The sequence below is a fragment of the Teredinibacter franksiae genome (assembly GCF_014218805.1).
Taxonomy (GTDB): Bacteria; Pseudomonadota; Gammaproteobacteria; order Pseudomonadales; family Cellvibrionaceae; genus Teredinibacter; species Teredinibacter franksiae.
Genome location: NZ_JACJUV010000008.1, coordinates 268,416 through 291,287 on the forward strand (window position 1 = coordinate 268,416; position 22,872 = coordinate 291,287).

Genomic DNA, 22,872 nt, shown 5'->3' on the forward strand with positions numbered 1-22,872 from the left:
AATTACTCAACATTTACAGGCTATAAAAAAGTTGGGCCCACTCTTAAAGCGGGCCCAATAAACTCATTTTGACCGTTTAGCGGCCAGAGACAGGGTAATTCGGCGCCTCTTTGGTAATGCTCACATCATGAACATGGCTTTCACCCATACCCGCTGAGGTTACCCGAACAAACTGCGGTTTGGTTCTCATCACTTCAATATCGACAGAACCGGTATAACCCATTGCTGCGCGCACACCCCCCATCAACTGATGGACAATCGCCGATAGCGGGCCTTTGTAGGGAACACGCCCCTCAATACCCTCGGGTACCAGCTTTTCCATACCTTGACTAGAATCCTGAAAATAACGGTCTGAAGAACCCTGGTTTTTTGACATGGCCCCCAAAGAGCCCATACCACGATACGACTTATAGGTACGCCCTTGATAAAGCTCCACCTCGCCCGGCGCCTCTTCGGTACCTGCGAACATTGACCCCATCATAATGGCGTGAGCACCCGCTACTAGCGCTTTGGCAACATCACCGGAATAGCGAATACCGCCATCGGCAATAAGCGGCACACCCGAGTCTTTCAGCGCAGCCGCAACATTGGCAATGGCTGAAATCTGAGGAACACCCACCCCGGTAACAATACGTGTAGTACAAATTGACCCAGGGCCAATACCCACTTTAACGGCATCTGCACCGGCTTCTATCAGCGCCAGCGCGGCTTCGGGCGTTGCAATATTACCGCCGATAACTTCAACTTTGGGGTACTGTTCTTTTATGAGCCTAACGCGATCAATCACATTTTTAGAGTGGCCATGGGCCGTATCAACAACAAGTACATCAACACCGGCATCAACTAGCGCAGCGACTCGATTATCGGTGTCTGGACTGGTGCCAACCGAAGCGCCCACCCGCAACCGGCCATCTTCATCTTTACAGGCGTTTGGGTAGTTTTCGGCTTTATTGATGTCTTTAACTGTGATTAAACCACACAGATCGAAGTCATCATTAACCACTAGAATTTTTTCAATTCGATGCTTGTGCAACAATGCCTGAACTTCGGTTGCACTGGACCCTTCTTTTACCGTTACCAGCTTTTCTTTAGGGGTCATGATACTGGCAACAGTGGCCTCCAGATTGGTCTCAAAACGAACGTCTCTGCCCGTCACAATGCCCACTAGATCACCGTTTCGTAAAACAGGAACACCCGAAATACGGTGCTTTCGGGTCAACGCTATCAATTCGCTAATGGTTGCCGAATCATCAATGGTTATCGGGTCGCGCACCACGCCGGCTTCAAATTTTTTCACCGCCAGAACTTCAGCTGCCTGCTTCTTAATGGTCATGCTTTTATGGATGATGCCAATACCGCCTTCTTGCGCGAGCGCGATCGCCAACGAAGACTCCGTCACGGTATCCATCGCCGCAGAAAGCAGCGGAATGTTAAGCGAGATACGCCGGGTTAACCGTGTTTTCAAACTGACATCCTTGGCGGTAACAGCAGAGTAACCGGGAACCAACAGAACATCATCGAAAGTCAGCGCTTCTTGAGCAATCCTTAACATAGAAATAACAACCTCAGGAATAGGGTGTAACGCCTTAACTCCCCGCGAACAGGAAAAGGCTTAGCCAGTAGTATAGACATGGGATAAAACCGGGCATTATAAAGCTGATAAAGCAGTGGGTAAACAAAGACTTAGCTTAGAATGACGAAAATTTGGCGGCATCCCCTTTACTTCGCCCCCGCGGGTGGACATCATAAGCGCCCCTCTAGCCTCTACGCCGTGCACGCGCTATGACCAATATGGAATTCACCCCAAATACCCCCTCTTCCAGCCATAGCGGCCGACAGGTGTTTTCGGTAACCGATCTCAACAGAAAGGCTAAGCAATTATTAGAAATTCACCTGCCACTGATTTGGGTGGAAGGTGAAATATCCAATTTTACCCGCCCCTCCTCTGGGCATTGGTATTTCACCCTAAAAGACGACAAAGCCCAAGTGCGCTGTGCGATGTTTCGCAATCGAAACAGCCTGCTGAAAACAACGCCTAAGTCAGGCGACCAAGTGCAACTACGCGCGCGCGTCAGTCTTTATGAGGGTCGCGGCGAATATCAGCTGATTATTGAACATCTCGAAGAAGCGGGTTTTGGTATTCTGCAAAAGCGGTTTCAGGAGCTAAAGCAAAAACTTGAAGCCGAGGGGTTATTTGAGGCAACCGCCAAAAAACCCATCCCTGCGGTGCCAAAGCATATTGCCGTCGTTACCTCGCCCACCGGCGCCGCAGTGCGCGATGTGATATCTGTTCTTCAACGCCGCTTTGCGGCTACCCCGATAACAATCATACCCTCGCTTGTACAGGGAGACGGCGCTATCGACCAGCTTTGCCAAGCGGTGACGCTCGCCGATCAGCAGGAAATATTTGATGTGATTTTACTTTGTCGCGGTGGTGGCTCAATTGAGGACCTTTGGTGTTTTAATAGCGAAAAACTCGCACGCACTATCGCCCAGGCACGCACCCCGGTAATGAGCGCTGTTGGCCATGAAATAGATTTTACTATCGCTGATTTTGTTGCAGACCAGCGCGCAGCAACACCCTCCGCAGCGGCAGAATTATTGAGCCCAGACGCCACTGAAATTCGCCAGGCATTTAACAGCATAAGCCTTAGATTGCAGGCTAGCGTACGTATCGGCATACAAAACCAAAAGCTTCGCTTGAATCATGCCCGACAACTTTTACGCCACCCAGGGCACCGTCTACAAGTGTGGTCCCAACGCCTCGACCAGCTTGAGCTGCGCATTAGCGGGGCAATACGCTCTCAGCTAAACAACAAAAAAAGTTCACTTAACCGCGAGCAATCGCAACTCAAACTTCACAACCCGGCAACAACTCTCGCCCTGCGCACCGCCCAAGCGAAAGAGTTAGAAAATCGTTTAAAACGCGCACTGACCCATGCCGTTACGGATAAGCGGTCTGCACTGGCTAAAGCCGCTGACAAGCTCGACATTATTAGCCCGCTAAACACCCTAAAACGCGGATATGCCATAACGCGAGATAAGAGCGGGAATATTATTCGCAATGCAAAACAAGCCTCGCCCGGTGAAGAGCTAGAGATATTACTAAGTGAAGGAACATTACAGGTAAACGTAAAAACGTTAACTTAGGGCTAGCAGTTCAGCTTGAGCATCTAACACTACTTGCATTAAGGCTTTATCACCGAGCTTATCCAGACCCAAATCGCCTCGGCATATTAGCCTAGCAATATCCAATGGCAGCCCTTTCGACGACACCAAAGGGAATAACCCCGCCACTATCATGTCTACAGGATGGTCTAAAATCTCGTCGTATATTTCCGGCCTCAGCGGGCGAAGGGATTCGGCACAGGCTTTGCGAATTGCGGTGTTGTATACAATTTGGCGCATTCCGCCTACGCAAGTTACGCCCTCAGCAAACATTAATTGCGAAAAAACCAATGCCATACCCGGAATAATCGCCCCGCTTTCAAGTGCTCCAATAACCTTATCTGGCGTCAAAGTAAGAGAGGCGTTTTTACCCAGCAACTCCCCCGCATTATAAATTGTAAACGGCTGCATACGTTGCGCCTCTACCGACCAGAACAACACCGAACCCTGCTGCCTCACCAAACTCCAGCAACCACCCACCTCGTCTAATTGACGTATAAATGATTCCGTCACCAGCGGATTAAAAAGCAGTTGGTAAATAATTGATTGCTCATCCTGCAATTGTGCGATTAATAATTCAGTTGCCAGCTCACTGATATTGATAAATACAAATTCTTTTTCAGGTAAGATTTCTTTACACATTTTGTAGTTAATAAGCGCACATTGCTCTCCATAACTTCCCTGCGCAAGCACACCATCATCACCGTAAAACTTAGATACAAGCTCAATTGAACGCACAAAGTGCTCGGCATCCATATCGCCTGAACCTGAAATCTTTTCAATTCCTTCCAATACTTTTTCATACTCTTCAATCGAAAATGGCTCCATACCCGACACCACACGTTTTCGGGCACTTTTCCCAAACAAGTTTATACAGTGGGTATGCTCCTTTCCCGGTATCAATATTCCGCGAGGGTAAAACAAGTTATCCATTGGAATCCAATCGGTGCATAGCACCGGCACTACATCAGGCGAGCGACTTCCTGCTACTGCGGCTAGCAGCGCCTGAATAGCAATTGGATGAAACAACGGAGCCGTGTGGTGAGCACTAAGCACAACAGGCTGATTATGCAGCTGCGTGCGAATATCAACATGCATCCCAAAACGTTTATGGCATATCCGCTCGATTGCCCCCATAAAACCCGGCGACACCCTATTTTCACTCCCCAACGGCGAACCTTCCCATATCTGATTTGAATATTCACCGAGCGTTCTGTTTTGCCATTCACCAAAATGTGCGGCTAGCAATGGATTTCTTTCTTTCAATTTATCAAAAAAAAGACTGTTATCGTTTATATCCCACTGTTTATTTAAATGCATTTAGGCACAGGCCTCCATTTCAATATTGCCCGAAAACCAAGTAAGCGCCTTACCCAAAATTCGAACAGAATGGCCATCGACAAAACAGGGCACGGGGCCACCTCGCTCGGAAACCGAATATCCCAACAACTCAGATTTCTTCAGTTTGTAATTCCATAACGGCCCTAAAGCACCGTTTGCAGAGCCACAAAAATAGTCTTCATTCACCCCAATAGACGGCGCAAAAACACGGTAACAATAATCTGAATTGGCGCCGGGCGCTGTAACCAATAACGCGCGAATAGACTCTACAAGCGGCACAGAAAAATCCGGCTTGAGGGCACGCACCGCATACTCAGAAGGAAACTCTGCGATCACGTCGTAAAAACTTTTATACATCTGGAAAGCGTTCACACCAAGGAATTTTGTAACGCAGGGAACGTCGTTAATTGGCTTGCAGAGAAAGTTCGGCATTTCAAGCTCGAAGGCATCATTAATAATACCTACCCTTATCCGAAAACGACCGAGGCAAAACTGAATACTATTCGACTTGTGCCCTAGAGACTCTCTAACCACGTGAGCGGCAGCCACCGTTCCATGGCCACAGATTTCCACTGGATTTTTTGGGCCAAAATGCCTTAGTTGATATATGCCATTTTTTTCGCGAACAACAAAAGACGTAATCGGCTGATTTAGCTCCCGCGCAATTTGCTGGAGCTGCATATCGGGCAGGAGCTGGTCAAGCACACATACAGCTGCCGGGTTACCAGTAAAGAACTGACTGGCAAATGCCTTAACGATAAATAAATTGTTATTTGCGCCCACAAAACACCGCTAGTGACAAAAACATAGCAAGGAATCACAAAAACTCAAAGAGAGTGTGCTCATTTGAGCTTAGCACAGCGAATTTAGGGGAAATTTTGAATATGCCTTATTGATAAATTGTTTTGTTTTTGAAAACACAAACTCCATAGTCATTCGGAATTACGTTAACAAAGGCTAATAAACTGTAAACTTCCACATTGGCACCAAAATCTTTATCATAAGCGGACCAAAACACTTTCACCCAACAGCCCTACCCAATGACTTGCGTTACGGATCAACTGCTAACTACGTATGAAACCTACACACGAAAACATCATTAGAATTCATAATGCAACGGTATTCCGGGGTATGCATAAGGTTTTCTCCTCGCTAAGCCTTTGTTTAAAAACCGGAGAAAACACGGCCATACTCGGCCCGAATGGATCGGGCAAATCCACATTATTGAAACTTATTACCCGCGAGGTTCTCCCTGTGGTTGCGAGTAACAGTTATTGCCACCTATTCAGTGAGGACCGCATCACAATTTGGGATCTACGAAAAAAAATTGGCATTGTTTCTCAGGATTTCCAGAATGACTATCGCGCATTGGCAACAGGTAAAGACGTGGTGATATCGGCTTTTTTTGGTTCCATTGGCTTGCATGAACACAACATTGTCACGCAAGCAATGGAGAACCAAGCCGACAAGGTGCTCAACAACTTAGATCTAGTGCACCTGGCCAACAGGCAGTACCTTCAACTCTCCACTGGCCAGCAGAGGCGCCTACTGCTCGCACGCGCGCTAATACATAAACCCAAAGTGTTAATATTCGACGAACCTACAAGCGGCCTTGATATGAAAGCCAGCTTTCAGGTTATTGAGGATATGCGTGAATTAACACAAAATGGCACAACATTAATCGTTGTTACTCACCATATACACGAAATCATTCCTGAAGTTGAACGACTAGTGCTGTTAAAAAATGGCGCTATAGCTGCCGATGGTAAAAAAGATAAACTCTTGACTGACGCAAAAATCAGCGAACTTTTTGACATACAGATTCAACTAAAACAAAGTGGTGGTTTTTATCAAGCGTTCCCCGCTTAGCTGCGTGCACGGACGCTATTGAACCTCTGCAACAGATTGCAGCCCCTTGACTGATAGCCGATCATTAATACTGACCAGCAAATTAAAGCCAGGTAACACAACGTAACTTGGCTGCCCCATCTTGCCAGAATAGCGCCCTACAGAGATTAAGGCGCCAACAGGCTCAAGCCCATTTTAATACCAATAAGCAAAAGCAGCAGCGCCAGTAAAATTCCAAGTAAATGGCTTGATAGGCGCTTACCGATTTTGGCACCAAATGGCGCAGCCATAACAGAACAAACCGCAATCGCAAAAAACGCGGGGAAATTAATTAGCGAATAACTGAGGGCTGGAGCATCCACTCTGGTTTCACCCGAAATCAAGATCAACGCTACAGCAGGCGCAGAAATCAGCAAGCCAAACCCACCGGCCGTGCCAATCGCGCGATGGGCTGAGTACCCCCAAGCAATTAGCAGTGGCCCGCCTAAAGCGCCACCACCCACTCCAGCCATCGATGACAAACAAGCGATGCCGTACACCACGGGGTAAATCAACACCTTTCGAACAGCTGGCCAAGCGCTGGCCTCATCGGTGGTGCGCCCCATGCCAGATGTCATCGTTCTAAAAATTAACGTCAAGGCTACAAACACCACTAAAAGCGAAAACATAAACCGAAGCCACCATTCATCTACTTGGTACAGCAGCAAAACACCACTTAGGGCGCCCAATACAAGCGCAGGAGACCACCTGAGCAAGTGCAGACCATCAAGATTGCCCAGCTTATAGTGCGATCGAAGTGATGATAGAGACGTTGGTATTATGCACATCAACGATGTGGCTACAGCCATAGAGGTGGCCGTTTGGCCACTGGCACCGAAATACTGAAAAAGAAAATACAAGGCGGGCACAACAACAATACCGCCACCAATACCAAACATTCCCGCTAGGAATCCCGACAGCACACCTGTCGCGCAGGTTAACAATATTAACAGGTAGATAGATTCGATCATCAGTGGTTATTGGCGCGCAGAATTAGACAAATTTAATGGCGGCAAGCCGGTTTCGGTAATAAACTCTAGTGCTTAACGACAAAGGAGTCTTACACATGAAATTAGAGTCTACTTGGAAAATGCTAGCAAGCTTTGCCGCTGCATCCGTTTTTTGCGCTACAAGCGCATTTGCAGCCCACCACGCCACCGACGAAAACACAGCTGAAGCCATGGATGCGACGACTGAGGCTATGGAAGCGACGGTAGAAAAAACGGCTACCGCAGAGACTGCTGTAGCAAAAACAACCACACCCACGAGCACCTCCCCGTCAAAATACAGTTGCTCACTTCAAGGGCTTGTTCGCCGAGTAGAAATCATTTACTCAACTGACACGTCCGTGCCCTGTGATGTCACTTATTACAAAGATAACGAAGCTCCAGATGAAGTGAATACGCTATGGAGCGCGCAAAATCTGGAGGGCTACTGTGAACAAAAAGCAGCAGAATTCGTAGAAAAATTACAGTCTTGGGGTTGGGCCTGTAAAGGCGAATAAACTCTTCGCCTTATTGATTATACGTTGATCGAAACCCGCTGTTCTACTTCTTCTTTTTTACATGCTTCATCAACCGGCTCTTGCTGGTATGCTGTCGGTCGGTGAGCTTGTTTTTCCTTCCGGCGAAGGGGTTTTCACTGGATCTGAATTCAATTTTTACCGGCGTGCCAGTTAGATCCAACGCTTTTCGATAGGCTTTTTCCAAATACCGTACGTAGTGTTTGGGCACTTCGTTGGTTTGGTTACCGTGAATAACGATCACCGGTGGGTTGTGCCCCCCAGCATGCGCGTAGCGTAACTTAATCCTCCGTCCTCGAACCAAAGGCGGCTGGTGAGCTAATACTATCTGTTCCAGAATTCGCGTTAAGAAGTTTGTAGAATATTTCTCGGTTGCCGCTTTATAGGCTTTTTCCACGGATTTATAGAGATTACCTACACCCGTACCGTGTAAAGCAGAAATAAAATGCAGGTCCGCAAATTCGACGAAACGCAACCTACGCTCCAACTCTCGTTTGATGTGGGCCTTATGGTCTTCTTCCAATCCATCCCATTTATTTAGCGCTACAACCAACGCGCGGCCACTGTCAATTGCGTGACCCATCAAATGAAGATCTTGGTCAACAACGCCTTCTTGTGCATCCATTACCAAAACAACCACATTGGAATCACCCATCGCTTGCAAGGTTTTGACGATGGAAAATTTCTCTACGGTCAATTTAACGTTTTTACGCCGACGCACACCCGCCGTATCGATAATGGTGTAGGGCTTACCGTCACGCTCGTAGTCAATATAAATACTGTCTCGGGTGGTACCAGGCAAATCAAAAACAATAACCCGCTCTTCTCCAAGCATACGGTTAACGAGCGTCGATTTGCCCACATTGGGCCGGCCAACAATCGCCATTTTTATGCCGCGCTTATGTTCTTCGTCCTCTAATTCTTGAACCTCGTCAACGCCCGCCAACACACAATCGAGCATATTGTTGATGCCGCGACCATGGGCAGCGGCAATACTGATTATCTCGCCCAAGCCCATTTCGTAAAATGGCGCGGTAGCAACATCTGGGTTCAGCCCGTCCACTTTGTTGGCGATCACAAAAGCAGGCTTAGACAAACTACGCAGATGCTCGGCAATTTGTTGGTCCGCAAGGGTTATACCGTCACGGCAATCGACCATGAAGAGTACGATATCCGACTCCTCCATTGCCTGCAGCGATTGCTCGGCCATATAGCTATCGATGCCGTCTTCGTCGCCACTGATCCCTCCGGTATCCACCACAATAAAACGCTTATCCCCGTGCACGGCATCACCGTATTTACGGTCGCGAGTCAGGCCCGAAAAGTTAGCGACAATAGCATCACGCGTTTTGGTCAAGCGATTAAATAGCGTGGATTTACCCACATTCGGACGGCCCACTAGGGCGATAGTTGGAATCATTACGGTTCTCTTGAACGTACTCTCTAAAAAGGAAAAACCCCGCCGAGAATAATCTGGCAGGGTTCTCCGCACTTACTCTACCGTAAATTACTCTTCAGTTTTTACAGTGTAGGCACTCAATTTGCCGCCATCAGCGTAGGTATACAGAATTTCACCATCGCTCAATAGGGGAATTCTTGGCATGCCACGACTCCTTTGCTTACCACCAGGCATTTTAAAACGGGCAGCAAATTTGCCATCACTCTGATTAAGCACGTGAACATAACCATAGCCATCGGTAACCGCTAGGAAAGAGTCAAACACTACGGGTCCACTGGTATTACGGCGTTTTAGCTCAAAATTTTCCCACTCCAGCTCACCGGTAATAGCATTAAAGGCCTGAATACGAGAGTCTTCAGTGCTAACAAATACTTTACCTTGGGCAGCGGCCATGGAATAGCTGGTTGACGCAGCTTTGGTCCACATAACGCGCCCGGAGCCTCGGCTTACTGCAGCAACATTACCCTGGAAGCTTCCAGCATAAAGGTAGCCGCCATCGATAATGGGTGTACCGTCAATATCGACAATTCGGTCTAACTCCGTACGTCCTTGAGGGCGCGCAACACGGAACTCCCACTGAGTAGAACCATCACTGGCCGAAAGACTGAGCACCTGACCATTATCAAACGCGACAATAACCTGACTGGCGGTTACCACAGCAGATGCCGTACCACGCACCGTCAACACCGGTAAAGCGTGGTCGTAAGACCAGCGCTGTTCACCGGTTTTAGTATCTAGCGCAAACACGCGACCATCGATAGTAGTGGCAACAACGAGATCACCGTTACTGACCGGTGCCGACAACACTTCACTACTGATTTCGACCTGCCACAACTGCTCGCCACTACGGCTGTCTAGGGCATGCACAGTGCCGTTGTAGGTACCAAAATATACGGTATTTGTGTCAACACCCACACCGCCAGAAATTGGTTCATCGGTATTGATGGACCAACCTTTTTTCCCCGTATTCGCCTCGAAAGACTGAACATCGCCTTTATAGCCAGCGGTGTATATGTTCCCTTGCCCATCTAAGGCTACTGAAAAACGGGTGTAGCGATTATCTTGGCCGGAGCCGGCTTTGCGGCTCCAAATTCGATTTAGCTTGACTGACGCTTCAAACTTAACCAAATCCACTGCTTCCAGATCCAGCTCTTTCTCGTTCTTACTGCTACAGCCTAATAAGCTGATGAAAACAGCTATTGGAAGCAAATACCTCAACATCAGGCATCGCCCTCCGCATCACCTGCGGCAGCTTCTTCCACAGGCGATTGCTCTGGGGAGGCTACCTCTGGCTTAGCAACCGAGTCCTGCTTCAGCTGAATGAAACTGGTGCGATTAAACTCTGATGCTGGCAGCGCGCGAAGCGCGTCAGCATAGGCGGTGTGCGCAGCACCCTCATCGCCTTGGGCAAGATAAATATCACCGCGTATTTCTGCAAAAAGCGCTTTGTAAGCTTGACTAGAAGCAGAGCTCACCAGAGCCAAAGCCGCTTCATTATCACCTTGTGCAGACACTACACGCGCAAGGCGCGCTTTTGCCAGTTGGCTTATCGATTCGTTAGCACCATTGTCAACAACCATCTCCAGGCGAGCCACAGCTTCGTCCAACTGATTATCTTCTACGTGCAACTTAGCCAGAAGCAAGTTGGCCATATCAGCGTAAAGGGTGTCATCGTGCTCGGCCACCAATGCTTGCGCCAATTCTGAAACCGTTAATTTTTGCTCCGCAGACATTGCCGCACCGGGCTCAACTTCTGCCGCTGCACTCAAGCCTTCGAACTTATCGGAAGCCACCTGGGCCTCAGCGAGTTGATGGTTGTTCCAACCATTCCAGCCGAAGTACCCCACCAACACCAGCGCAACCGGTAGCACTATCGACAACCAATTTTCATTCCACCAGCGCTTTAACGCCTCGACTTGCTCTTCTTCAGTTAAGTGTTCAGCCACTTGTTTGCTCCTAAACGATTATGTCTGTTATTTGTTCTTGTTTTATGGTCTGCTGCGGTTCATCCGCACGCAAGTATTTAACGGTAACTTCACCGCTTTGCGCTTCATCTTCACCCAGAATGAGCGCTATCTCTGCCCCACTTCTATCGGCCTTTTTCATTTGGCTTTTAAAGCTGCCGCCTCCACAATTCATTTGAACGCGAAGGTAAGGGGCATGCTCTCGCAGGTATTCGGCTAACTGAAATGCCTGGAGCGTCACGTCGCCCACAGCCACCAGATAGACATCAACCGTACGGGAAAGATCCTCTGGAAATAAATTCAATTCTTGCAACAACAGCACCAGCCGCTCCATACCCATGGCAAAGCCCACCGCCGGCGTTGGCTGCCCCCCCATTTGTGACACTAGGCCGTCATAACGGCCACCCGCACACACTGTTCCCTGAGCACCGAGTTTATCGGTAACCCACTCAAACACGGTCCGACTGTAATAGTCCAGTCCACGTACCAGCCTGGTATTAACCTCGAAAGTCACACCTGCTGCCGTAAGGTAGGTCTGCAATTGCGAAAAATGTTGCTTCGATTCGTCATCAAGAAAATCAGATAAATCTGGGGCACCTTCAAGTAATGCCTGGGTATTTTGATTCTTGCTGTCAAGAATACGTAAAGGATTAGTACCCAATCGGCGCTGACTGTCTTCGTCGAGCTGATCTTTTCGCTCGTTGAGGTAAGCCACTAAAGCCGCCTTATACTCGGCGCGAGATTCCGCTGTACCCAGGCTATTGATCTGTAGCGATACCGCCGAATCCAGCCCCAAAGTGCGCCAAAGACGTGCCGTCAAAATCAATACTTCAGCATCGACATCGGCGCTAGCAATACCGTAGGCCTCAACGCCTATTTGATGAAACTGCCGCAGCCGCCCCTTCTGCGGCTTTTCGTAACGGAACATCGGCCCAGAGTACCAAAGCTTTTGCACCAGAGTACCGCGATTATAAAGTAGTTGAGCTTGCTCGCTGGCCCGCACACAACTGGCCGTGCCCTCTGGGCGCAATGTTACACTTTCACCATTACGGTCATCGAAGGTGTACATTTCCTTCTCAACAATGTCGGTAACTTCGCCAATGGTACGCTTGAATAACTCTGTGCTTTCCAATATTGGAAATCTAATTTCCTGATAGCCGTAGCCCTGCACAACTTCGGTAACAACCGACTCTAGGTACTGCCAATACGGCGTCTCAGTGGGTAGAAGGTCGTTCATACCCTTGATGGCTTGCAACTTTTTCAACGTGTGGCCCTATACATTTTAAATACGCCAGCCCCTCTAGGCCTTGGCGATTAAATCTTTGTCCTGCTCAGCTTTTTCAGCTGCGCGCTTTCGGATTAAGCGTTCCAAGTTATCGACAAGGTTGCCCTGCTCCAGCTTTTCACTTGGCTCACCCGCCACGTATATCAGGTTTTTTGGCGTGCCGCCGGCAAGTCCAATATCGGCTTCTTTCGCTTCTCCTGGGCCGTTAACAACGCACCCTATCACCGCCACATCAAGCGGCGTCTTAATATCTTCGAGGCGGGTTTCCAGCTCGTTCATCGTTTTAATGACATCGAAGTTCTGACGAGAACAACTGGGGCAGGCAATAAAATTGATACCTTTATTACGCAGTTTGAGACTTTTGAGCATGTCCCACCCAACCTTTACTTCCTCTACCGGGTCTGCCGCAAGGGATACGCGAATAGTATCGCCAATGCCATCCATTAACAGCATACCCAAACCAACCGAAGACTTAACAGTACCGGCTCGCAATCCTCCCGCTTCGGTAATGCCTAAATGCAAAGGCTGCTCAATCTGAGCCGCCAGCTTGCGGTAGGCTGCAACGGCCATAAACACATCGGAGGCCTTCACGCTAACTTTAAAATCGTGAAAATTAAGCTTATCGAGAATATCCACATGGCGCAGTGCCGACTCCACCATGGCATCGGGCGTTGGTTCGCCGTACTTTTTCTGTAGATCTTTTTCCAAAGAACCGGCGTTAACACCAATTCTGATGGGAATGTTTAAATCTCGAGCCTTATCTACCACCGCCTGAATACGCTTTTCTCGACCAATATTACCGGGGTTGATGCGCAGGCAATCAACACCGAGATCGGCCACTCTCAGCGCTATTCGGTAGTCGAAATGGATGTCTGCAACCAGCGGTACACTTACCTGTTGGCGAATTTTGCCGAACGCCTCGGCAGCATCCATCGTTGGCACTGAGACACGCACAATATCAGCGCCAGCGTCCTGAATTTGTTTTATTTGGGCAACAGTGGCCGCAATATCGGTGGTCTCGGTGTTAGTCATGCTCTGCACACTAATAGGTGCGTCACCACCAACAGCGACATTGCCGATCATGATCTGACGTGACTTACGCCGCTTAATGGGCGATTCAAAAAACATGGGGTAAACCTGCTTGAATTTGCTTCTGAAGGCGGGCTGGGGCCGATTCCCTATAAGTTTAGGGCTCGACCCTTAGCTTTAGTGAATTGTTGCCAGGTATGGGGGTAATCGTAACGGGTTGACCGTTAATCAATATATCCACTGCCCGGGCATTACCCAGCATGACATCGAAGGGTGCCTCGCCAGAAAGCTGCAGATTATCCCCTGTACGCTGCAGTTGCGCAAACAATACCTCGCCTGTGGCATCACTGATTCGGACCCAGCAATCTTCAGTAAAGGTTAAAGCCAGTCTATCTTGGTCATTTGAGCCTAATTCTGGGGGGGCAGCAGCTGCGGGTTCGGGGGTAGTATCCAGGGCAGCAACAACCGCCTCCTTAACTATTTTTTCAGCAACGGCGCCTTGCATATCTACGCCCTGCTCATGCGTACTCGGTATAGGTGAAGCGTCTTCCACCTCTACAATCTCAGCCTTTGCGGCCGATTCTGGCTCAACAATCGGCAACTCTACGGCGGGAGCATCTTTCTGTGCAGGCTCCACAGCTTCATCGCTCCCAGACTGCAGCAATAAAACTGAACTCATCCACACCGTAAGTAAAATAACTACCGCCAACCAAATAGGGACTTTCTTGACCCTAGCCATTAAATTTTCAAGCGCTCCGGGTGCGCGAGGCAAAGCTAGCTCAGCAGAAGATACAGAAGGAAAACGAATTGTATCCTTGACCGCCGAGTGCCCAGCCTGATGGTAGGAGGCTACCAGCGGGTCGGAATCGACACCCAATATTTTGGCTATTTTCCGAAAATAACCAACAACAAAAATTTCGCCTCCCAGCTTGTCATATACATCGGTTTCCAAATCCCTAATTTTTGAATCGGGAATCAAGGATTCAGTCGAAATCTGCTCAACAGAAACACCTTTTTGCTCGCGTAATAAACGGAGCGCCTCACCGGGCTTATGCTGCTCTAGAAGTAACCCAATCGCTTCAGATTGGTCTTGAATATCGTCTTCGCCAGTCATTTTTTTGTTCTTTTTCTCAGTCGAGTAATATCGGCTCGATACTAGTTTTGCTCGATAAAGCGCTTATAGTCCAAATACTCTTTAGAATAAGGGTACAGATTTTTCAGCGCCATTGCATAACTGGCTTCCCTGTCCTTGTTTTCAAAAATGCGTTCAATCCTGATGCCCAACCACAAACTCCGTGGCTCGTGACGGGAATCACTGCTGAACTGGTCCAAATATTTTTTAGCTTCAGTGTAGTCACGCGCCCTAAAGGCTAATTCGGCAAGCTCCAACGCCGATTGAGCCATTCGCGGCTCTAGGTTAAGGCTGTACTCAAAAGCGCCCTTCGCACGTATATTATCACCTAACTTCAGCGCCACACGGCCAACATTTAACAGCGCCTCAGCCCTGCGAACATAAGCATAATCACCCGCTGCAGCCTGAAATAACGCCATGGATTCTTCGTAGCGCTCCTGCTCATATAACAACCGACCATAACTGTATTCGATACTCGCACGGGAAAAATCGACACGGCTGCGCAGGGCCTTTTTAAAGTTTGCTTCAGCCTCTGGTATTTCGCCATTCAGCTGGTGGAGCAAAGCCATACCGAGGTAGGCCTCTGCCGATTTCTTGTCGATTTCGAGTGCTTTTGAAAACGACCGAACCGCTCCCTCGCGCTTATTTTGCTGCAGGTAGGTCATACCCAACTTAATGTTGGCCTCCAGCGCTTGGCCTTTATCGACCTTACTTTCAGGCTTATCGAGAGTGCGTATACACCCACTCAGAGTCAGCATTGCGCACAACAGTACAACAACGGTTGATAATTGGTTCAGGAATCTACGGTGATTAAACACTACTTCCCCCTAACAGACCTTATTTTTATTAGTTGACAATTCGCACTGGAATTTCGTCATTTTGCGCATCCAAAAATGCCTGTTGATCAAGCTTGTAGCGCTGACTGCGTTTTGTACGGTCGTTCACTTGCCCTGCTAGCTGCCCACAGGCCGCATCAATATCATCACCACGTGTGGTACGAATGGTAGTCGTATAACCGGCATCAATCAGAATTTGCTGGAAACGCCGTAAGGCATTATTACTGACACGCTTGTAATTAGACAAGGAGAATGGATTAAAAGGGATCAAGTTAATTTTTACCGGCACATCTATAAGCAATTGAGCCAACTCTTGTGCATGCTCAGGCCGATCGTTTACGTGATCAATAAGGGTGTACTCAATCGTGATTTTTCGATGTGAATCTGGCAGCCCCTCAATGTAACGTTTGGCTGAGGCCAGCAACTGGGCAATAGGGTATTTTTTATTGATGGGTACCAGCTCGTTACGTAATGCATCATTAGGTGCATGCAGTGAAATGGCCAAACAAGCGTCTGTGTATTTACCCAACCGGTCTAGCGCAGGCACCAAGCCCGAAGTACTCAACGTTACACGGCGCTTCGATATCCCATAGGCATTGTCGTTCATCATCAAATGCATGGCTTCAACAACATTATCGAAATTAAGCAGCGGCTCTCCCATCCCCATCAGCACAACATTGGTAACTCTACGGACTCCTCGAACAGGCACCTCCTGCAACTGCCCGAAAGACTTCGCCGCAATCCAAACCTGGCCAATAATTTCGTCCGACGTTAAATCACGGTTAAAACCTTGCTTACCGGTAGCGCAAAAACTGCAATCCAGAGAACAGCCTACCTGCGAGGACACACACAAAGTTCCACGATCACCTTCAGGTATAAAGACGGCTTCGACGGCATTACCGCCGCTAATATTGATAAGGAACTTACGGGTGCCATCGGTTGAATCCCACTGGCCCATCACCTCCGGCGCCCGTATTTCTGCTACTTCATCAAGCTTATTGCGCAGTAATTTACTGATGTTGCTCATCTGCTGAAAGTCCGTAACACCCAGCTGATGAATCCACTTGAGCATCTGAGTCGCGCGAAACTTCTTCTCACCCAGGGATTCAAAAAACGCTACCAGCCGCCCCTGAGACATACCCATAAGATTGACCTTAGCCACCTCCGTTTGGGTATCGATGTTTTCTTTGTTTTCACAACTCACTTATTTACAACCTCTTTATATACAAACTAACGACAACTATTGACTCAGCACCGGCTTAGCGCGGGCAAATATCGGCAGCCGCAAAAAAGTAGTCTATTTCACGTGCAGCCGAGACCGGGCTATCGGAGCCATGAACCGCATTCTCACCCAACGAATCGCCAAAATCCTTACGAATAGTGCCTTCAGAGGCATCGGCCGGGTTAGTAGCACCCATGATTTCTCGGTTCAAATCAACGGCATTCTCACCTTCAAGCACCTGCACGAGCACCGGGCCAGACGTCATAAAGTCAACCAATTCGCCATAAAAAGGCCGATCTTGGTGCTCAGCATAAAAGCCCCCGGCCTTTTCGGCACTCAGGCGCATCATACGTGCAGCAACAATCTGTAAACCCGCCTCTTCAAAGCGGCTGTATATTTTGCCAATAATGTTCTTATTGACTGCGTTCGGTTTAACAATGGACAAGGTGCGTTCGATAGCCATGTACAATCATCTCTAATAGGTTATGCAGTTAGGCCAGTCTTTGCTGGCCCCCACCGTGAAAGTGCGCGATTATACGTTGAACAACCCAAAATTAGTATGGATCAACCCATGTTAAGGGTTGCCCAACATCCCCTCCACCACGGCCAACAGCTGTAAGGAAATACCTATGAAATCGCCCATGGCATTCGCACTGATCTTCACCTTGTTTAGTGCTCCGCTTGCCGCTGTAGCTGCCGATGGTTCACCGGAGGAACCTGGAGCCCCAGCCTCGGGCTGCCCAGAATATCTGAACCACTCTTTTAAAAAGTTGCACAGCAGCGATATGGTTAATATCTGCGACTTATATACCGGCGGCCCGATGGTCATTATCAACACCGCAAGCCACTGTGGCTTCACACCGCAATTTAAGGATTTAGAAAACCTGAATCAAAAATATCAAGAAAAAGGCTTAACCGTAATCGGATTCGCTTCCGACGACTTTAACCAAGCCGCAAAGGATGAGGCCGAAGCAGCAACAATTTGCTACAAAAACTTTGGGGTAACCTTCACCATGCTGGCACCTACTTCAGTGAAAGGCAAAAACGCCAACGCTGTTTTTCAGCACTTAAACGAGGAAGCAGGAGAGCCTGGCTGGAACTTCAACAAATTCCTGATTACCAACCAGGGAACAACAATTAAAAAGTTTGGCAGCCGAACAAGACCAATGAACTCACGGCTTGAGGACACGCTTAAAAAGTCGCTTTAGCCCAAAACAGCTAGCCAGCCAAAGTCTGAATACGCTCGACCATAGACCTCAATCCATTCCCTCGGGTTGGACTGAGGTGCTTTAACAGCCCCAACTTGTCAAAATAAGCATTGATATCAAAATCGAGAATTTCGGCCGAAGTTTTACCGTTATACGCCGCTAATACAACGCCGAGTAATCCTTTCACAATGAACGCATCGCTATCGGTAGCAAACCAGATACTACCCTCTACTTTTTGGTGATCTATCCAAACCTGGCTTTGGCAGCCCTTAATCCGGTGGGCCTCATCTTTCACACTATCATCCATTACGGGTAATTCTTTACCCAAATCGATAATATATTTGTATCGGTCTTCCCAACCGTCAAAAAAACTCAGAGTATCAATAATATCTTCCGCTGAAATACTATTGCCGAAAGGGTTTTGAGTAATATCATTCATAATTATTTCTGGCTGGATCTAAAAAAACATGCCCGTTTCTAACTGTGCTTCTTCAGACATCATATCGCGATGCCAAGGCGGGTCGAACACTAACTCTACTTCCACATGACCAACATTTGGCACCATACCAACACGGTACTTTACATCGCCAACCAGTACCGGGCCCATACCGCAAGCCGGGGCCGTTAAGGTCATTTCAATCGCGACAGCTTTACCTTGCTGGTCAATATCAACTTTATAGATCAACCCAAGACTACGCAAATTCACCGGAATTTCAGGATCATATACAGTTTCCAATGCCTGCCAAACCTGGGCCTCATCAATACCACTACCTGCAGACTTATCGAACGTTAATTCATATTTTTCCAAGCCCAGGGCATCGGCATCGGTGCCATCCACACGTAACATATTGCCTTGATAGACAACGGTATAGTTACCCCCTAGCGACTGGGTAATGGTAATAAACTGGTGGGCGGGAATGGTAACGGGATCTCCCACCGGCACCAGCCGTGCGGGACAATCGCGTAAAGTGGTTACCATGCGTTGTTCAGCCATAGAAAATTCCAACTAGCTCATTAATTTCCAACTAACTTTTTACCTGACAAGCGTTTTACACACTAAAGCTTTCACCGCAGCCGCAGGCGTTTTTAACATTTGGATTATTTAAAACAAGGTTACGGTTAATACCTTGCCTTACGTAATCCACAACAGTGCCTTGAATAGCCTCTAAGTGCGAAGAATCCACAAACAGCTGAACGCCATTTTCTAAGGCAATCGATAAATCACTTGCCTCTGCCGCATCCACTTCGTCTATCACATATTTAAACCCGGTACAGCCACTTTCTTCTAGGCTAATACGAATCGCTCTAGCATGCTTTTTTTCAAGTTGCTGGCGAAAGTGTTCAGCCGCTTCTGGTGTTACATTCACCGTTTCATTTATGCTAAATGTTTCTACACTCATATCCTGCACCTTATTTAGCTTCACCACAGACAGCTCACTAGAAACTATTTGTTCGCCCTAATCATTGCCCGATCAAACCAAAAATGATTTAACTTTTTCCAGCGCCGAGAACAGACGATCAACATCTTCGCTAGTGTTGTATATCGAAAATGACGCCCGTACTGTACCCGGTATATGCAACGCCTCCATTAACGGTTGCGCGCAATGATGTCCTGTTCGAACAGCAACACCTTGCTGATCCAACAACATACCCACGTCAGAGGGGTGCGCGCCATCCAATAGAAAACTGAATACACCTGCAATATTTTTCGCCTCTCCTACGCGCTTGAGGCCCTTACACTTTTCCGCGAGCAAATGGCAATATACCAGAAGGTCGTGCTCGTGCTGCGCAATTGCCCCACGATCAAATTGATTCAAGTAGTTAATCGCGGCCGCGAGACCGATGGCTCCAGCAATATCTGGCGTACCCGCTTCAAACTTATAAGGCAGCGTATTGTAGCTAGTACCGGCAAAACTACAGCTCTCAATCATTTCGCCACCACCGTGGTACGGCGGCATTGCATCCAACAATTCTTCCTTGCCCCAAAGCACGCCGATGCCCGTTGGACCAAACAGCTTGTGCCCAGAAAAACCGTAAAAATCACAACCGAGCGACTGCACATCCACAGGGAAGTGGGCAACGGCTTGGGCGCCATCAACAAAAACTTTTGCCCCTACTTTTTTGGCTGACGCAACAATGTACTCTATTGGGTTAATGGTTCCCAACGCATTCGATACATGGCCGACAGACACCATTTTCACAGAAGCATCCAACAGCACATCAAACGCAACAAGATCAATGTCACCCGCACTGGAAATAGGAATGGGAACAACACTAGCCCCCTTCTCCTCAGCTAGCATTTGCCAGGGCACAATATTAGAGTGATGCTCCAATGTAGAAACAAGAATTTTATCACCGGCGCCAATGTTGGATCGGCCCCAACTATGAGCAACCAAATTGATGGCTTCGGTGGTACCACGCGTCCAGATTATTTGCGCTTTTTCAGGGCTATTAACAAACTCTGCCACCGTTTCGCGCGCACCCTCAAAGGCCTCTGTGGCGCGGTCGCTTAAACTGTGGGCACCACGGTGCACATTTGAATTAATGTTTCGATAATAATCGCTAATGGCATCAATAACGGCATTAGGCTTCTGCGTTGTGGCAGCATTATCAAGATAAACCAAGGGCTGCCCATTCACCTCTTGATGAAGTATAGGGAAATCATTGCGAACTGATTGCACGTCAAACGCCTTTGCCAAAATGGCAGGGGTCGCCTCAACGACACTCATACGATGTGCCTCGTCAACTTTTCTTCACTGGAAAACATTTCGGCTAACAGTGGCCTTAAATAGGCCGCTACCGGCTTCAGCTTAATATCATTAATCAACTCATTAATAAAACCGAAACTTAACATGACCCGAGCCTCAGCCTCCGACACACCACGTGTTCGTAAGTAGTGCATGGCCTCGTCATTAAGCTGTGCAACAGTAGCGCCATGAGCACACTGAACATCATCTGCGTAAATCTCCAGCTCTGGCTTGGTATCCACTTCGGCCTTATTGCTGGTAAGCAAATTTTTATTGCTCAACTGTGCGAACGTTTTTTGCGCATGCGGGTGAATATGAATTCGGCCGTTAAATACCGCACGGGAACTATCGGCGATAATGCCGCGAAAGACTTCGTTACTCGTGCAATGTGGCACCGCATGCTCAATACAGGTGTGGTAATCAATATGCTGGCTGTTGCGCGTAAGATATACGCCGTTTATCTCACAGTGAGCACCCTCCCCTTGATGGTGAACAATCATATCTGTGCGCTTAATTTTCCCCCCAACACCCAAGGTAAAGCTGTTTAGCGTCGCGTTCCTCTGCAGGCCAACATTAACAGAACCAATATGGATAGCACTTTCGTGCTCTAGCAACAATCTATAATGATTAAGTCGGGCATTTTCACCCACAAGCAATTCAGTAACACTATTGGCAAAAGTATTTTGCTCGTTGTCACCACGGGCAAAATGCTCAATAACGGTAGCTTCACTTCCAGACTCTAACTGCACCAACACCCGAGGGTTCAGCGAATAACCTTCAGACTGCTGAGTATTGCTATAAACAATATGCACCGGCTTTTCAAAGTGAACATTTTTACTCACATGCAGAAAAACACCATCGCCTAGCTGCGCAGCATTTAGAGCGGCAAACATATGTTTTTGCGTGTCTGTAAGCGAATCCAGAGAACGCTGAATGGCAAGCTGCTGATCTTTACTAGCCGTGGAAAACCGAACAAGCTCTACACCCTTTGGTAAAAGACTTATATCGCTAGACAGGGCTTCGCTATAATAACCATTGATAAATACCAGCTCATAGGCGTGTAGATCTGGAATTGATAACGAATCAATTTGGCTACCGTCAATATCCAGCGGCTGCCCAAAGCGCAGGTAATCGCCCTGCTCCAGTGCGCGCAGGTTTGTGTACTTCCAGTTTTCTATTTTACGGTCTGGCAGGGCATGGCTTTGCCAGCTGAACAAACCTTCACGGTTAAACCCTGCCAACCAATCAAGTGGCGAGCCAAACGGTTTCGCCGCTTGCTGTATAAAACCTGACATTACGCAGCTCCACTCAACGACGGGTCTAGCCAGCCATAGCCTTTTTCTTCAAGCTCAAGCGCCAGTGATTTGTCGCCCGACTTAATGATTCGGCCGCCTACCAGAACATGAACATAATCGGGTTCAATGTAGTTCAATAGGCGCTGATAATGGGTAACGACTATAAATGAACGCTCAGCGCTACGCAGTGCATTGACACCATTGGCGACTACCTGCAGTGCGTCAATATCTAAACCAGAATCGGTTTCGTCAAGGATGCAAAGCTTGGGCTCAAGCAGCATCATCTGCATAATTTCATTACGCTTTTTCTCGCCACCCGAAAAGCCTTCGTTAACACCTCGCTTCAAAAAGTTTTGATCGAGATCTACGGCTTTACAGTGCTCACGAGCCTTCTTCATAAAAGCAACAGCATCGTAAGCGTCTTCACCGCGATGCTCGCGTACGGCATCTACCGCCGCTTTCATAAACTCCATATTGCTCACACCAGGAATTTCCACAGGGTACTGAAAAGCAAGAAAAAGACCTTCTCTGCCGCGCTCCTCTGTATCCATTTCCAACAGGTTTTTGCCACAAAAATCGACTGACCCCTGGGTAACTTCATAACCATCACGGCCCGACAAAACATGACCGGTGGTGCTTTTACCCGAACCATTGGGCCCCATAACCGCATGAACTTCACCCGGCTTAATGTCCAGGCTCAGGCCTTTTAAAATAGCTTTATCTTCAACGCTGGCGTGAAGATTTTTAATAGAGAGCATCTAACTAACTCCGAAAAAA

General features: G+C 48.1%; 23 protein-coding genes. 4 read left to right on the forward strand and 19 right to left on the reverse strand.

What is annotated here, in order from left to right; all coding sequences use genetic code 11:
- Window positions 1-76: 76 nt before the first annotated feature.
- Entirely contained in the window at window positions 77-1,552 is a 1,476-nt protein-coding gene (guaB, locus tag H5336_RS20885; protein WP_185236393.1) for an IMP dehydrogenase, read from the reverse strand.
- Between the two features lie 230 nt (window positions 1,553-1,782).
- Here guaB and xseA point away from each other — a divergent pair, with 230 nt between their 5' ends.
- Window positions 1,783-3,150: an exodeoxyribonuclease VII large subunit gene (gene xseA, locus H5336_RS20890; protein ID WP_246439461.1), complete on the forward strand. Its 1,368-nt coding sequence runs from the start codon at window positions 1,783-1,785 to the stop codon at window positions 3,148-3,150.
- Here the strand turns inward: xseA and H5336_RS20895 are convergent.
- Window positions 3,142-4,488, reverse strand: coding sequence for a hypothetical protein (locus tag H5336_RS20895; RefSeq protein ID WP_185236394.1), 1,347 nt, complete (start codon window positions 4,486-4,488; stop codon window positions 3,142-3,144). The genes xseA and H5336_RS20895 overlap by 9 nt on opposite strands.
- Entirely contained in the window at window positions 4,489-5,292 is an 804-nt protein-coding gene (locus tag H5336_RS20900) for a PhzF family protein (RefSeq protein WP_185236395.1), read from the reverse strand. It lies immediately after the preceding gene.
- Between the two features lie 291 nt (window positions 5,293-5,583).
- Here H5336_RS20900 and H5336_RS20905 point away from each other — a divergent pair, with 291 nt between their 5' ends.
- Entirely contained in the window at window positions 5,584-6,378 is a 795-nt protein-coding gene (locus tag H5336_RS20905) for an ABC transporter ATP-binding protein (protein WP_185236396.1), read from the forward strand.
- Window positions 6,379-6,524: 146 nt separating this feature from the next.
- Here the strand turns inward: H5336_RS20905 and H5336_RS20910 are convergent, their stop codons facing one another.
- Window positions 6,525-7,367: a sulfite exporter TauE/SafE family protein gene (locus H5336_RS20910; RefSeq protein ID WP_185236397.1), complete on the reverse strand. Its 843-nt coding sequence runs from the start codon at window positions 7,365-7,367 to the stop codon at window positions 6,525-6,527.
- A 95-nt stretch (window positions 7,368-7,462) separates the two neighbouring features.
- Here H5336_RS20910 and H5336_RS20915 point away from each other — a divergent pair, with 95 nt between their 5' ends.
- The gene (locus tag H5336_RS20915) at window positions 7,463-7,900 is read left to right on the forward strand and encodes a hypothetical protein (RefSeq protein ID WP_185236398.1); all 438 of its coding nucleotides are present in this window, start codon (window positions 7,463-7,465) and stop codon (window positions 7,898-7,900) included.
- Window positions 7,901-7,943: 43 nt separating this feature from the next.
- Here H5336_RS20915 and der read toward each other — a convergent pair whose 3' ends face one another.
- The 9 genes from der to ndk all read right to left on the reverse strand — a co-directional run bounded on the left by der (window position 7,944) and on the right by ndk (window position 17,308).
- Window positions 7,944-9,338, reverse strand: a complete 1,395-nt coding sequence (gene der, locus H5336_RS20920; RefSeq protein WP_185236399.1) for a ribosome biogenesis GTPase Der — start codon at window positions 9,336-9,338, stop codon at window positions 7,944-7,946.
- An 87-nt stretch (window positions 9,339-9,425) separates the two neighbouring features.
- On the reverse strand, window positions 9,426-10,598 hold the full coding sequence (gene bamB / locus H5336_RS20925; protein WP_185236400.1) for an outer membrane protein assembly factor BamB: 1,173 nt from the start codon (window positions 10,596-10,598) through the stop codon (window positions 9,426-9,428).
- Window positions 10,598-11,323 carry a YfgM family protein gene (locus H5336_RS20930; RefSeq protein WP_185236401.1) on the reverse strand — a complete coding sequence of 242 codons (726 nt, stop codon included), beginning with the start codon at window positions 11,321-11,323 and terminating at the stop codon, window positions 10,598-10,600. The genes bamB and H5336_RS20930 overlap by 1 nt, the downstream gene beginning before the upstream one ends.
- A 10-nt stretch (window positions 11,324-11,333) precedes the next feature.
- Window positions 11,334-12,605, reverse strand: a complete 1,272-nt coding sequence (hisS, locus tag H5336_RS20935; RefSeq protein ID WP_185236402.1) for a histidine--tRNA ligase — start codon at window positions 12,603-12,605, stop codon at window positions 11,334-11,336.
- 36 nt (window positions 12,606-12,641) lie between these two features.
- Window positions 12,642-13,754 (reverse strand): flavodoxin-dependent (E)-4-hydroxy-3-methylbut-2-enyl-diphosphate synthase, encoded by a 1,113-nt coding sequence (gene ispG, locus H5336_RS20940; RefSeq protein ID WP_185236403.1) that lies wholly within the window; start codon window positions 13,752-13,754, stop codon window positions 12,642-12,644.
- Between the two features lie 58 nt (window positions 13,755-13,812).
- Complete coding sequence (locus H5336_RS20945; RefSeq protein ID WP_185236404.1) at window positions 13,813-14,769, reverse strand: RodZ domain-containing protein; 957 nt, start codon at window positions 14,767-14,769, stop codon at window positions 13,813-13,815.
- A 41-nt stretch (window positions 14,770-14,810) separates the two neighbouring features.
- The gene (gene pilW / locus H5336_RS20950) at window positions 14,811-15,545 is read right to left on the reverse strand and encodes a type IV pilus biogenesis/stability protein PilW (protein WP_185236678.1); all 735 of its coding nucleotides are present in this window, start codon (window positions 15,543-15,545) and stop codon (window positions 14,811-14,813) included.
- Window positions 15,546-15,633: 88 nt separating this feature from the next.
- Window positions 15,634-16,827: a dual-specificity RNA methyltransferase RlmN gene (gene rlmN, locus H5336_RS20955; protein WP_313558189.1), complete on the reverse strand. Its 1,194-nt coding sequence runs from the start codon at window positions 16,825-16,827 to the stop codon at window positions 15,634-15,636.
- 55 nt (window positions 16,828-16,882) lie between these two features.
- The gene (gene ndk, locus H5336_RS20960) at window positions 16,883-17,308 is read right to left on the reverse strand and encodes a nucleoside-diphosphate kinase (RefSeq protein ID WP_185236405.1); all 426 of its coding nucleotides are present in this window, start codon (window positions 17,306-17,308) and stop codon (window positions 16,883-16,885) included.
- Between the two features lie 166 nt (window positions 17,309-17,474).
- Here ndk and H5336_RS20965 point away from each other — a divergent pair, with 166 nt between their 5' ends.
- Entirely contained in the window at window positions 17,475-18,053 is a 579-nt protein-coding gene (locus H5336_RS20965; RefSeq protein ID WP_246439463.1) for a glutathione peroxidase, read from the forward strand.
- A 10-nt stretch (window positions 18,054-18,063) separates the two neighbouring features.
- Here H5336_RS20965 and H5336_RS20970 read toward each other — a convergent pair whose 3' ends face one another.
- The 6 genes from H5336_RS20970 to sufC form a co-directional block, all read right to left on the reverse strand.
- Window positions 18,064-18,492: a SufE family protein gene (locus H5336_RS20970; protein ID WP_185236406.1), complete on the reverse strand. Its 429-nt coding sequence runs from the start codon at window positions 18,490-18,492 to the stop codon at window positions 18,064-18,066.
- 18 nt (window positions 18,493-18,510) lie between these two features.
- On the reverse strand, window positions 18,511-19,047 hold the full coding sequence (sufT, locus tag H5336_RS20975; RefSeq protein ID WP_185236407.1) for a putative Fe-S cluster assembly protein SufT: 537 nt from the start codon (window positions 19,045-19,047) through the stop codon (window positions 18,511-18,513).
- A 55-nt stretch (window positions 19,048-19,102) separates the two neighbouring features.
- Window positions 19,103-19,453 (reverse strand): HesB/IscA family protein, encoded by a 351-nt coding sequence (locus tag H5336_RS20980; protein WP_185236408.1) that lies wholly within the window; start codon window positions 19,451-19,453, stop codon window positions 19,103-19,105.
- A 72-nt stretch (window positions 19,454-19,525) separates the two neighbouring features.
- Window positions 19,526-20,782, reverse strand: coding sequence for an aminotransferase class V-fold PLP-dependent enzyme (locus H5336_RS20985; protein ID WP_185236409.1), 1,257 nt, complete (start codon window positions 20,780-20,782; stop codon window positions 19,526-19,528).
- Window positions 20,779-22,095: a Fe-S cluster assembly protein SufD gene (gene sufD / locus H5336_RS20990; protein WP_185236410.1), complete on the reverse strand. Its 1,317-nt coding sequence runs from the start codon at window positions 22,093-22,095 to the stop codon at window positions 20,779-20,781. Before sufD ends, H5336_RS20985 begins: the two co-directional genes overlap by 4 nt.
- Window positions 22,095-22,853 carry a Fe-S cluster assembly ATPase SufC gene (gene sufC, locus H5336_RS20995; protein ID WP_185236411.1) on the reverse strand — a complete coding sequence of 253 codons (759 nt, stop codon included), beginning with the start codon at window positions 22,851-22,853 and terminating at the stop codon, window positions 22,095-22,097. Before sufC ends, sufD begins: the two co-directional genes overlap by 1 nt.
- Between the last annotated feature and the right edge of the window lie 19 nt (window positions 22,854-22,872).